The following is a 13644-nucleotide window of genomic DNA, read 5'->3' on the forward strand; positions in this document are numbered from 1 at the left end:
GGACTCATAATCCGTCGGTTAGGTCTACGCTCTCCGAGCTACGCCCCACAAGCACAGGTTCGAGTTTACCGACCAAAACACTGAAAGCGTGTAGTTTGGCCCTGCCTGTCCCGACTGAGTGGATACGAATGTCGGGATCCGGAGCACCAAAAGAGTCCCTTCCTGAGGGGCTCTTTTTGCATCCTGGGCCTCACATGTATAATTGTTATCGGGTAGTGTTTATGTACTTGCTTTTGATATATCAAATTGCATATTTTAGGATAGATGGATAAGTTATAATAAGAGCGTGCGTTAATTTAGGTTAGCATTAGTAAATGAAAAGAGAACTCCAAGGACAGTACACAACAACATCGACGGTAGGTGAAAGCGTCAAAGCTTTTATACCATCCCCATTACCACCAAACCCACCCATCAATTGGAATCCAGAACTGCGTAATAAATTCGACAATGCTCTGCTCGCTTTGGGACGGCTGGATAGTGTCTCCAGACTCCTCCCCGATACCTCTATATTTCTTTATATGTATGTTCGCAAAGAAGCTGTACTCTCATCAATGATCGAGGGTACCCAATCTTCACTCTCAGATTTATTATTGTTTGAACTTGATCAGCAACCCGGAGTGCCAATTGATGATGTTCGCGAGGTCAGTAATTACGTAGCCGCACTTAATTATGGTTTGGATAGACTCGAAGATGGATTCCCCCTTTCTCTCAGGCTCATAAAAGAGATTCATAGTGTGCTTCTTACAAATACTCGTGGAAGCAATCAAACTCCAGGAGAGTTTCGCCGCAGTCAAAACTGGATTGGTGGGACACGACCGGGAAACGCTGCTTTTGTTCCTCCCCCCGCTGAAGACGTGTTGACATGTATGGGTGAACTAGAACTTTTCTTGCATGATCAGGTTGAGACTACACCTGCATTACTCAAAGCAGCCATGTCCCATGTCCAATTTGAAACTATTCATCCCTTCCTGGACGGAAATGGCCGACTTGGACGCTTACTAATTACACTTTTATTATGCTCACAATCAGTGCTACAACAGCCTATGTTGTATCTAAGTTTATATTTTAAGACTCATCGAAAATATTATTATGAACTTCTGAACAATGTTCGTGTGAATGGAGACTGGGAGACCTGGCTCGATTTCTTTGCAGAATCTGTTATTATTACCGCCGATCAAGCTGTAGAAACTGCCCAAAAGTTACTCGATCTTTCTCAAATTGATCAAAAGAAAATTGCAACTCTTGGTCGAGCAACGCCGACAACTCTAACTATACATAGAGCGTTAATGGAACACCCAATAGCCACTTCAAAATGGCTGACAGAGAAAACAAATATCACTTCGGCTACAGTAAACAAAACACTTAAGCATTTGGAAGCGCTGGAAATAGTACAAGAATTAACAACCATGAAAAGGAATCGTTTATATAGCTATACTAGCTATGTAAAAGTTATGAATCAAGGGATGGAGTTGCAAAAGTAACCCCGTGAGAGTAACCAAATCAATGGTTTTGAAAATGGAGACATTTTAGCGACCTACATCACTTAAGCCCTATTTAGGGCTCAACCTTGAATTATTAATCGAGCCTCATCTGGCTCCTCAAAAGCGTTGCTACTATTAAGCCTTTCTATAGCACTATCCCAATCCTGAAAAGCAATTTGACTTGAAAATGTTTGTACTTTGAGAAGGGCCTCAATAAGGGGGGAAGGGTTTTGACTTCTTGATAAAGCACGTAATGCCAATAAGTAATTTTCTCGGAAAACAGTAGGGATGATGATTTTTTGAAGGTTTGATTTTGATAGTTCAGCATTCATCATGATCCGTGCAATCCGACCGTTCCCATCTTCAAAGGGATGAACCTCTGCTATCAGGAACATCTGGAAGATTGCTTTGGAAATTGCATCTGGTAGTCCTTGTTGCATTTCCCAACCCTTTAGAAGTGTCCCCTTCACTAGGTCTGGTTCTACAAAGTGAGTGTTGCCTGCTCGGTTGGCTTTCAGCTTGAATTGTCCAGGAGCTTTATCGGGTCGCATCTCCATCACGGTTAAGTGCCGAGATTGAAGCAGGTATTGGTAAGTTGAATAATCATCACTAGGGCGATTCATCTCTTCATGATTGCTTATGATCCTGAATGTTCCCAGAATATCATGAGCATCTGCCGGGCGTTGCAGAGGAATAATTTGATTGAAAATAATCTCTCTGGCTTCGTCAAGTTCAAAAACGGTTCCTTCGATGAAGTTGGAGAAATATGATTCAAAGAAAGCGAAAAGTTGCTTTTCAGAATCTGAGTTTTGGGAATCTGTAAGTAAAGGTAGCGAACTACTTTGTAGCCGACTGAACAGAGTACTGAAGAGCTCAATACGATTTGGGTCATATGGCCACCCCTGCGCTCTTGCCTTCGTCAGGGGAGAGTCTAGCTCATCAGCAGTGTGGGTGCTGAGAATTGCACCGATGATACGAGTAAGTCTGTTAAAGGCTTTCTCCATGTCAAGATCTGCTACCTGGCTTTGAGCGTCATCGCGAAGTTGGTTTAAGACATCCTCACCTTTGATACGACATATCTGATCCAGGCGATCTTCAATGACAACACGATCGAGTGCTTTAGATTTACCTCCGGTCTCACGAGAATCCTGCAGGTTCTCCATAAATGCGCGGGCTTGAGAGCTGATATGCAATCCGGAAATAAACCCAGGATCATCATTGCTGGCATCAGGACCGGTAACCAGGTGAACGGTAACCCCAGGATAGTCAACTATCTTTTTGTACTTGTAGGTTAAGAATATATGACCATCAGATGATAGTCCGCCCTCCAATGCAGAACGATGGCTCAACACAGCACCAGGATAAAGGTGTCCCAGAATAACCCACAGGTTACGTTTGATAATGACTTCATCACTATCCATGAAGTTGCTCGTGTAAACTCGGGGGATCAGCTTGCGCACACGCTTCTCTTTTTGCCAGCGCCCAATTTTTTTGGATTGATCTGATTCAGAGCTTCCAAAAATGATTTCAGGTAAATATTTTTCCATAATGCACCATTCTTCCGACGTATAATACAAATATATTTTCTTAACTAGGCTTAAAGAGAAAATAAATTGTCTTAAGAGAATATATGATGACTTAACTAGATAAAAAGGAAAATATATTCACCTATTATCAATCCTTGATGAACCAAATAACCGACCAAGTAGAATCATTGTTTGTGGCTATGGGGTTGAATGGTGGCATAGACAGAAGCTCATGGTTAAGCTTCGTTTATCACGTCACCCTACTTTCCGTAAGAATTATCTGAACCCATTAGCAATATTAAGAGTCGAATTACTTGGGGGGCGATGAGTATTAATGCGGTGACAAATATGTGAGACGAGAGGTTATGAATCAAGGGCTTGAGTTGCAAAAGTAGTGCAGTAAGTGTAACCAAATCATCACTTTTAAAAATAGTGCCCTTTTGGTGAGCGACACCTTCTAACCCCATAGATACATCAAGGCCACGTTTCCCTTGTTTGTACCAGATCCATTACCACCAAACCCACCCATAAAATGGATGTTGGAAATGAATAAGGGGATTAAACCACAGAAAAGTGGAATGATCCATCCAGAATCCTTATTTAGTAATGATTTTTCTTCAACTCTAAAACGTTTTGGACAACAATGAGAAAAAACAGTTACGGTTTGCTAAGGGGAAAGATTTTGGGTGAACCAGCGATAATAGTTGGGCATTAATTAAGAAGGGCAAGACTTAACCCATATTCAGGGACAGAGTTAGCTTGAACCGCTTGGCAAGCTCAAAGCTAGCTCATTGATGAGAGACACCAGCGATGCGGAAACTTTTTAGTGCTTCCATTCGTATTTTGTTGTAAATCGCACCGTAATATTGTTATTAAACTCAATTTATCAAAATATCTGGAGAACATTCCCTTATGCACCTAAAGATCATTATCCGAATTATTATAGCTCTTATCACGGTTGCCGGCCTTGGACAAGATTATAACACGACTCTCCTGAATCGTTGGGCAGATGGACGGTGCCTGGTGACAGTCACTGAGGGCGATACGGTCTATGTGGGCCAGGGAGCGATATTTCAGATCGTTGATTTCTCTGATCTGGATAACCCCACCATAATTGGTTCGATAACTCTACCCTCGCTGGTATTGGATATAGCTATTGTAGATGATCATGCATTTATTGCCAACTCTTTTGGAGGATTGAGAGTGATCAATATCGGAGATCCGGAACATCCCACAGAAATTACGGTATATCAGGAAGGTATTAGTATTGGCACTGTTGACATCTATGACCACTATGCTTTTCTTGGCTATTACGGAGGTGGACTTGAGATAGTGGATATTAGCGACCCCCAAAGCCTTGCTCAAATATATTTTTCAGATACATTTGGAACCCATGGTATTATTTTCCAAGATCATTTTGCCTACTCTGTGGGATCGTTTATACGCGTACTTGATCTGTCAGATATTAATAATCCCATTGATCGTGGTTCGTATGATGTTCCTACGCTTACTTACGGGTTTGATGTTAGTGGTGACTACGGCTACATAGCCATTTATGGTTATGGTCTGCAAGTGATCGATGTATCGAATCCGGACTCACTTATCGCAGTGGCAGATGTCCAAAACTCCCATCGCGGTTGGCATGTGGATGTAGCAGGAGATTATGCCTATATCGCTGAGAAAGATGATGGGTTTAGTATTGTGAATATAGCTGACCCATTGAATCCGACCCTCTCCTCATCCATATATCCAGGAGGTACAGCATGGAGCCTGACTGTGCAGGATAGTCTTATGTATCTGTCTAATGGAGGGAATGGTGTTTGCATTTATGATGTGACTGATTCCACTGCTCCAGTAGCCGTTGGAAATCTTGATACTGGCGCAAAATCAAAAGATGTAGCCATTAGGGGGGAGCATGTATTGGTGGCCAATGGCCTTGATGGGCTTACCATTCTCGCCCCGTCAGATTCAACTGAGATGGCGGTTGTCAGTAGCTCTGATTATGGTGGGAATGCCTTCGGGATCGATGTCTTTGACAACTATGTCTATCTTGCTGATCGGGATAGTGGACTGGTTATCTTTGAGATTAGCGATTTATCATCCCCAGTGGAGGTTAATAGATATTCAATAGACGGTACCCTGAATGATGTCACGATTCACCAGAATTACGCTTATCTGGCAGATATTACTGCAGGACTGAAAATTGTTGATGTCAACGATCCCCTAAACCCGTCTGAAGTGAGTTTTGCTATTACAGGAGAATCGGTATACTCTGTTGATGTCCAAAATGGGTACGCCTACGCTGCCTGCTATAACGGGCTCAAAATTCTGGATGTTTCTGATCCAGGTAGTCCCATTCTATGCGGATCTTTTAGCTATAATCGATTTTATGATGTTGATGTCGTTGGCAATCATGCCTACCTGGCAGCTTACTCATCCGGTCTCATTATTGTTGATATCACCGATCCGGAGAATCCCTTTGTAACCGGATCATACGATAATCCCGATTATCTCAGCAAAGCTTATGGTGTGTCCGTCAGTCATCAATATGCCTATATCGCAGATTATTTGAACGGTTTGGGGATCATTGACATAGTTGACCCCTATAACCCGGTTGAGGCCGGAGAATTCAACACAGGAGGAGTGGGGGTACAGGTTTATGCCCAAGATAATCTGGCCTACCTGGCTGATCTGACTGATGGTGTTTATGTTATCAGAAATGATGTTGCCAGCGAATTTCTAAGAGTCGATTCTGCACAAGCACTTCAGGGAGATACCATAAGTGTCGCGGTTCATTCTGGCCTGTATACCACCTCGGCCTTTACCACATTGAGTTTAAATATCACCGGATTTCAAAATTCATTGGAATATCTCGAGCTTGAAATATCAAGTACAATGATGGGAACCGATGACTGGCAGGTTTCAACCGTGACCACGGATTCCGCCTTGATTGTCAATGCATCCGGATTAACGCCGCTATCAGATGAAGGCATCCTTTTCAGGATTCAATTTGCCATCCCCGATACGCTCACGCCGCAGAGTGTTATGCTTGCCATTGAGGAACTAAGACTTGATGATGTAGAGCTGGATCTTGATGTTCGTAATGGCTGGGTCAATGTCGCTAGTTCCCTGGTTTATGGTGATGTTAGTCAGGACGGGGAGATATCGACAGCTGATGCCACTCTGATTTTAAGTCATCTTGCTGGATCGATTACCTTAACCCCGGCTCAGCAGCTAAATGCTGATGTCAATCTCGATAGCCTCGTTTCTGCCTGGGATGCATCCATTATTTCCCAATATGTTGCTAACTTGTTTGACACCTTACCGGTTGATGATTCGGATCAGGCGTATATGGCTTCAGGTGAGGTTAGCATCGATGATGTTGGGGTTGAAGCAGGGGTGTTTGTGGATATTCCAATTAAGCTGATCAATGGAGCCAATCTCTTCTCATTTGAAGGGGCTCTTCATTACAATTCTGAGATTTTAAGTCTCACCGGAGATTCTTTAATCTGGCCGGCAGCATTTTCTGATTTTTCAATTGAAATAGGATCAGAGAATGGACTGATAAAATTTGCAGGTGCTTCCACCGGGAGTGTCGAAACAGATTCCATTTTTGCTGTTGCTCATTTTTATGTCAATGAAAATTTTGAAACGAATAGTACAACTCAACTGATCCTTGAAGATTTCAAATTGAATGGGAATGTTGAAGTCCCGATTCTCACAGCAACCTTGACCAGTGTTGTCGAAGTTGTAGAACGGATCAATATTCCGACGCAATTCATACTTGAACAAAACTTTCCCAATCCTTTTAACCCCACTACTACCATAAGTTATGGTTTACCGGAAGCATCTGATGTGTCCATCATTATTTATGATGTGATGGGGCATGAAATCATAGAGCTGGTGAAGTGTAACCAAGTCGCCGGCTGGTACGATATCCAATGGAATGGGGTAAACGATGGGGGTAACCCTATAAGTACAGGCCTGTATTTTGCCCGGATCCAGGCCGGACAGTTTAGTGATGTCATAAAGGTGGTAACCCTTAGATAAAATTTATCCATCATTGCCAGGTAAGCCAGGTCGTATTTGAAACGTTAGTCCTCAATGTTGATTAGACCTTGATTCCAGTTAGTTTATAATTGATACTATCTGCCAAGCATAATTGAATAGGTAGAATGGGCAATCTAACCAGCCGGACAGTAGCCAATATCAATCTTAGCAAAAACAAAATGATGGAAAAATTGTAACCCTGCACTAAAGCCAATGAGCAAAATGGATCACCAGAACAATAAGCTCCTCAAATTCTGTGGTTTTCTGCTCGTCATGCTCACATCCAGTTCGTTTGCTTTAGAAAATCTACGACCAAAGATCGAGCTGAAAACCTATTCTCAAGGAATTGTCGTGACTCTGGATTTTACGCATATCCAAGCCCGGCAATGGTTAGATCTGCTGGCAGATCCCCAGCGTTTTCATGAAGCAGGCTACGGCCTTGTTGGTCAGGCCGGTGCCCCTGCGCTGCCCCTGATTACTGAACTGATACCGGTTTCGACCATGGATAACCCGGTCTGCTCGATTCTATCAGAGGGTAACTATCAGGTCTCATCTATATTGCTGAAAGAGACCCCTCCAGCTCATTATGAAGCTGATTCTCCGCTTAGCATCTCAAACTACGATTGGTCAACCCAGCGATCCGAGCCGACATTTTCGGTTAAACTGGGAAGTCCAGTCAAAATGCTGGGACAAACCTATCTTCCCTTAACCATTAACCCTTTAAAACTAAATCGAGGTCAGCAAAAGATCCGTATTCCTGAAAAACTGAGCATTCAGATATCAGGAGTAACTGGTGGAGCTTTCGATCTGGTGGGTGAAACTGGAAGTATCCGTTCCGTGATCCCGGACAACGATATCCATGAGCGGTTGGGACACTATTTGATCATTACACCTCCCACCTTTGAACCACATTTACAAACGCTGGTGACCTGGAAAAAGCGCAAAGGGCATCCGGTGACAGTGGTCAGTACCAATGAGGCCGGTCAAACCCCAACTGATATTAAAGCTTTTATTCAAAGTGCCTATGATACCTGGGAAGATCCACCTCGCTATGTGTTGCTTATTGGTGATGAGGATCGCGGTATTGGTGGATTTTATGTTTACAACCCCGAAAATGAAGCTCTGGTCACTGATCATCCCTATGTCTTACTGGATGGAGATGACAGCTTTCCGGAAGCCTGGATCGGTCGTCTGTCTGTGGATACTTATAGTGAATTGATCACGGTGATCAACAAGATCCTACACTACGAACGTCAACCATATCTGAATGACCCGGGTTGGTTTAAAAGAGCATTGATGATCTGTACAATCACTGCTGCCGCCTCAACCCAGCATACCGATAACTGGGTCAGCCGCAAACTCATGGACAACGGTTTCACTCAGGTTGACACTGCCTATTATCCCATGCAGAGTAGCCTCAGTTACATTAGCAATCCCATCAATAACGGGCTCGGCTTCGTGAATTACCGGGGACTGGGAGCCTGGGATCACTGGATCGGTCCCTACTATTACAACTCGGATATTGACCTACTGCACAATGGTTTTAAACTGCCCATCGTAACCAGCATCGTTTGCGGTGGTGGCAACTATGCTTCATTCGTAGATCCTGTTTTTGGTGAAAAATGGATTCGGGCCGGTACTCCAAATGTACCCAAAGGAGCCGTAGCTTTTATCGGTCCCAGTGAAGTACATACCCATACTCAATTCAATAATGTGATCAATATCGCTCTCTACTCGGCCATCTTTGACCTGGATCTGCATGAACTTGGACCAGCTCTCTGGCATGCCAAATTGGAACTCTGGCGTAACTATTACCAGAGTGAGTATATGCCGTATGGACAGTCCGCTGAATATTACCAAAATATCTACAATATTCTGGGTGACCCCGGAATGGCCGTGTGGACTGACACACCTCAAGTTATTGTGGTTGAATACCCCCCTGTATTAAATCAGAGTGATGACCATGTTACCGTATCAGTCCAGAATGAAGATGGCCTGGCTATTCCCGAGGCTTATGTATTCCTCTTAAATGCTGAAAATGCTGTTGGCTCTAGAACGGATGCAGCAGGTCTGGTCAATTTACCCTTTACTCCTGGAGCAGAAACAAGTCTGACCCTGACGGTTACGGGTGCCGATCTGAATCCAGTTCTGGAGGATATCCCCATATCAACGGCAGAGTATCCGGTAAGTTGCAGCAACTGGGGTATCAGTCCTGACGGGTTATTGGAGGCCGGGGAGTCACAGGGCTTAAATCTCACCCTGGTAAATAATACAGATCTTATAAGCGAATTAACCCTCACATTATCCAGCTCAGAAGAGAATTGCGTCATATCAGATTCAGTGGTTGTACTGGAGGCTTTTGAATCAGGTGCATCGGTGGACCTGCCTGATATTTTCAACATCGTGATCAGTGCTGATGCCAGACATGGTGAGACCGTTCATCTTGTTCTGGACGTGGCAACACCTACGGAAAGCTGGAGCTGGCAACATAGTTATCCGATCCAGGCTCCTGAACTTTCCATCGTTGATGTAGAGATAATGTCTGGTGAGCTGATAGCAGGTGATTCAGTCGTCTTCAGGCTGATTGTGGAGAACGCTGGTGGCAAGCCCTGTCTGCCAAACAACCTGACCTTACTGGAACATCCCCTGGCCTGGAGTGCCTCCTCTGTGCTTAACTGTCCGGCAATTGGCATTGATGAGGTCATGACAACAGAAAATGAAACGTTGCTGATCCTGTCAGATCAGATATTCCCCGGGGAGAACCTGTATCTGGGGTTTGTCAGTGATCTAACCGGACGGCATGATACTTTATATACTACCATTACCATCGAGCAACTCAACCGCTTTACACCGTCCTTGCCGGATGCCTATGGCTACCGGGTTTTTGATGATATGGATATTTCCTATTCAATGGTTCCTGAATACGACTGGCTGGAGATCGATCCTGATCTGGGAGGAACTGGAGTCAGGCTGCCCATTTCTGATGAATATGAAGAGGATGATGAGACCGCCCAGGTCGAGCTGCCCTTTCCTGTGTCTTATTACGGTCAAACTTATGGAATCATGACGATCTGTTCAAATGGCTGGGTGGCTTTGGGATCCTCACCGGAGGTCAGCTTTTACAACCGGGTCATTCCGTCTGCCTCAGGACCCAATGCCATGATCGCTCCCTTCTGGGATGACTTGATCACCGAGCCTGGTGGTGTGAGCTTCAGTTCAACTGACGACCAGATCATTATTGAGTGGAGCAGACTGAGAAACATGCAGATCAATTCTGACCTCAATTTTCAAGTTATTATCTATAGTACTGACAGCTATCCCACCAGCACTGGAGATAATCTGATCAAGATGCAATTCAAGGATTACCATAATTGGGACACTTTTGCAAATTTTTCAACAACGGGTATTGAATCACCCGATTATACTACAGGACTTCAAGTCAGTTACAACAATATTACCGAGACCAGTGTGGGTATACTGCATGCTGGTCAAGCGCTGCTTTTTACCACAGAACGTGGCTTGAGATACCCACCTCCGGAAATCAGTCTGAGCCAATTCAGTTTGGATTTTATCCTGAATCCCTGGTCTCAGGCAAGCGATTCCATAGCCATCACAAATAGTGGTGGGTCAACCCTGATATACAGTGTGGAGCCACTGGATGAACCCGATCGTGAACCAGTTCCAAACCCGCTAGCAGGAATTGAAGTTTATAAAGGTGGATCCGAACCACCGGGAGATGAATACACTCAAACAATCAGAGACCTGTACGACTATATCTGGCATGATCAGGATGACCAGGATGGCCCCTTATTTGTGTGGCAGAACATTTCCCAGCCAGCCAATGAAGTCGCCTATCCAGGAGATCCGGATGATACTTCTATTGGTCCTTTTGAGATCGGATTTGAGTTTCCTTTTTATTCCAGGATGTATTCCGAATTCTATTTTAGCAGCAATGGAACGATCTCATTTGAGAGCACTGAACACCCCTGGAATAATTTACCCCTACCCAATGGGGCAGCTCCGGCGGCTTTGATCGCGCCCTGGTGGGATGATCTCAATAATGATGATGGTATCCAGGGAGTACCCTATTTCTGGAGTAATGGTGTTGATACCGCCATCGTGACCTGGGATAACTTTCCCAAATTCGGGACATCGGATTTTCACACTTTCCAATTGATCCTGGTGGTTAACGGAGATATTATTTTTCAGTATTTGGAGATGGAAGGTGCCCGTACTGTCTCAACAGTAGGCATACAGAATAGCTGGAAAAACGATGGAATTCTCATTTACTATAATATTCCCAACGACATTGATGAAGGTGATGCTATCCGGATCAGCAGACGCTCAAACTGGTTGATTGTAAATAACTGGTCAGGTATGATCGGACCAGGTGAAACCGGACACTTTCCAGTTAATATTGATACAAGAAATCTTGAGCCAGGTCTCTTTTCTGTGCCGTTGCTGCTTAGCTCCAATGCCGGCAATCAGTCTGAAATGGAGATCAACATTAATTTAGAGGTGATCAATGGTACTCCTCCATCGGGCGATGTGAATGGAGACTACCAGGTTAATATTATTGACCTTACAGAATTGATCGACTATGTCGTGTTTATCGAAGATCCAGATGCTGACCAGTTCACCAGGGCTGATCTGAACTCAGACGGACACTTGGATATCTTTGATGCTCTGGCGCTGGTGGAAATTATAAATGTGGATTCAAGTCGTTAAGTGATCAATGCGATCCTCACAGAAAATGAATATTTACTAAATCGAGTTATTATGACTTCCATAGCATATTTGGAAGTGAAACTGGAATTCTAAATTGAAGTTAATCTCACTTTTATCAATAGGGAAAAACAGTACATGCGGACATGTTTTTTAATTCTGATTTCGTTAGTGAGCCTGGCGCAGGCACAACAGGTAGATTCTCAAGAAGTAACCAAAAATGATGTTCCTAACCTGTACATTGATTGCCATTCCTGTGATATGAGCCACATCCGGTCTGAATTGGATTATGTTAATTATGTCATCGATCACAGAGATGCCGATATATTCATCATGATCACTCGCGAATCCACTGGCAGCAATGGACATGCTCACACACTCTCCCTGGAAGGGCGTAACAAGTTCAAAGGGATGCAGGACACTTTAGTTTATGTGACCAACCAGGAAATGTCTAAAGACGACGTCAGACAGACCAACCTGAAATGGCTGAAACTTGGTTTGGTTCGCTATCTGACGCATACACCTTTAGCCCAAAATCTTAGTGTTTCCTTTAAACAGAGTAAAATCCTCGAACAGCCTGAAGACCGGTGGGATTACTGGGTTTTTAAAGCCAGCATGAGAGGTTGGCTCAATGGGCAGTCGACCTATCAATCCATGAATTTCTGGGGCAATGTTTCAGCAAATCGAGTGACTGAGGCCTGGAAGATCAGGATCAGTTTGCATGGTAATTATCATGAAGATACCTACACCTATGACAGTTCAACCTACGCCAGCTATAGTCGCAGCAAGGGGGTGTACGCTTTACTGGTGAAAAGTGTCTCTGATCATTTTTCCGCTGGGATATCAGCCGGTATCAGTGCCAGTAGTTATTCCAATCTTGAACGGTCATTTTACGCCAATCCAACAATTGAATATAATATTTTTCCCTATAGTCAATCAACCCGGCGTGAATTCAGGTTTAAATATCAAGTGGGATACGACTTGAATTACTACAACGAAATTACCATTTACGATAAAACGGATGAATCACTGTTGGCTCAATCCCTGGAAATTGAATATTCCATCAAACAGTCCTGGGGTTCAGCGAATCTGGAACTTACAGGATCACACTATCTCCACGATATCAGCAAGAATCGCCTGGATCTTGATGGTGAGGTCTCTCTCAAATTGTTTAAAGGTTTTTCCCTCACCCTGGATGGTAATTATGCCATGATCCGTGATCAGCTGGGACTGCCGGCTGGTGGGGCCACTCAGGAAGAGATTCTGCTACATCGGCAGGAGTTGGCCACCCAGTACCAATATAGGGGGTCAATGGGAATCAGCTACACCTTCGGTTCGATCTACAATAATATTGTGAATCCGAGGTTCTAAAAAAGCAGAGGCTTACCCCGCTCAGGGAGACGAGGTCGCGTTTTACTGAGCGGAGTCGACGTATATACAAATCACGTACATTTAACTGCCGTCACAGTAATAGTTACCCCGCGTTATCCTCGCCACCATCGATACCAATAATATTTCCAGTGATCCAGGTATTCATACCGGCAAAGGTCAGGACTGCATCAGCCACATCTTCCGGAGTCGTTAAGCGACCGCCGGGGTTGCTTTGTAAAGCCCGGGCTATCATTTGCTCATTGCCCGGTATTTTACGTAAGGCGGGAGTATCAGTTACTCCGGCACGAAGAGCGTTAGCGGCAATCTTCTTAGGCGCTAACTCAAGAGCAATCTGACGGATATGTGCTTCAATAGCGGCCTTGGCGGCTGAAACCGCTCCATAGTTGGGCCAGGCAGTGTGACCACCTGAACTGGTCATGCAAAAAATATGAGCACCCCTATCCATCAGTTTATGTCCCACAACGTCCTGG

6 protein-coding genes are annotated in these 13644 nt (G+C 44.2%); 4 read left to right on the forward strand and 2 right to left on the reverse strand.

Translation table 11 applies throughout. The features are described from left to right. Window positions 1-314: 314 nt before the first annotated feature. A complete protein-coding gene (locus tag U9Q77_06325; GenBank protein MEA3286975.1) occupies window positions 315-1481 on the forward strand; it encodes a Fic family protein in 1167 nt (388 codons plus the stop codon). 80 nt (window positions 1482-1561) lie between these two features. Here U9Q77_06325 and U9Q77_06330 read toward each other — a convergent pair whose 3' ends face one another. Next, window positions 1562-3028 carry a Fic family protein gene (locus U9Q77_06330; protein ID MEA3286976.1) on the reverse strand — a complete coding sequence of 489 codons (1467 nt, stop codon included), beginning with the start codon at window positions 3026-3028 and terminating at the stop codon, window positions 1562-1564. Window positions 3029-3919: 891 nt separating this feature from the next. Here U9Q77_06330 and U9Q77_06335 point away from each other — a divergent pair. The 3 genes from U9Q77_06335 (at window position 3920) to U9Q77_06345 (ending at window position 13153) form a co-directional block, all read left to right on the forward strand. Continuing rightward, on the forward strand, window positions 3920-7057 hold the full coding sequence (locus U9Q77_06335; protein MEA3286977.1) for a dockerin type I domain-containing protein: 3138 nt from the start codon (window positions 3920-3922) through the stop codon (window positions 7055-7057). Window positions 7058-7279: 222 nt separating this feature from the next. After that, window positions 7280-11785, forward strand: coding sequence for a C25 family cysteine peptidase (locus U9Q77_06340; GenBank protein ID MEA3286978.1), 4506 nt, complete (start codon window positions 7280-7282; stop codon window positions 11783-11785). A 135-nt stretch (window positions 11786-11920) separates the two neighbouring features. Then, the gene (locus tag U9Q77_06345) at window positions 11921-13153 is read left to right on the forward strand and encodes a hypothetical protein (protein MEA3286979.1); all 1233 of its coding nucleotides are present in this window, start codon (window positions 11921-11923) and stop codon (window positions 13151-13153) included. A gap of 103 nt (window positions 13154-13256) precedes the next feature. Here the strand turns inward: U9Q77_06345 and U9Q77_06350 are convergent. After that, window positions 13257-13644, reverse strand: a 388-nt coding sequence (locus U9Q77_06350) for an SDR family oxidoreductase (GenBank protein MEA3286980.1), incomplete at its 5' end; no start/stop codon positions are given.

This window comes from Candidatus Neomarinimicrobiota bacterium (genome assembly GCA_034716895.1).
Taxonomy (GTDB): Bacteria; Fidelibacterota; UBA8477; order UBA8477; family JABMPR01; genus JABMPR01.

Coding starts and splice junctions, on each gene's coding strand:
- U9Q77_06325 (MEA3286975.1), top strand. CDS start 315: ATGAAAAGAGAACTCCAAGGACAGTACACAACAACATCGACGGTAGGT.
- U9Q77_06330 (MEA3286976.1), bottom strand. CDS start 3,028: ATGGAAAAATATTTACCTGAAATCATTTTTGGAAGCTCTGAATCAGAT.
- U9Q77_06335 (MEA3286977.1), top strand. CDS start 3,920: ATGCACCTAAAGATCATTATCCGAATTATTATAGCTCTTATCACGGTT.
- U9Q77_06340 (MEA3286978.1), top strand. CDS start 7,280: ATGGATCACCAGAACAATAAGCTCCTCAAATTCTGTGGTTTTCTGCTC.
- U9Q77_06345 (MEA3286979.1), top strand. CDS start 11,921: ATGCGGACATGTTTTTTAATTCTGATTTCGTTAGTGAGCCTGGCGCAG.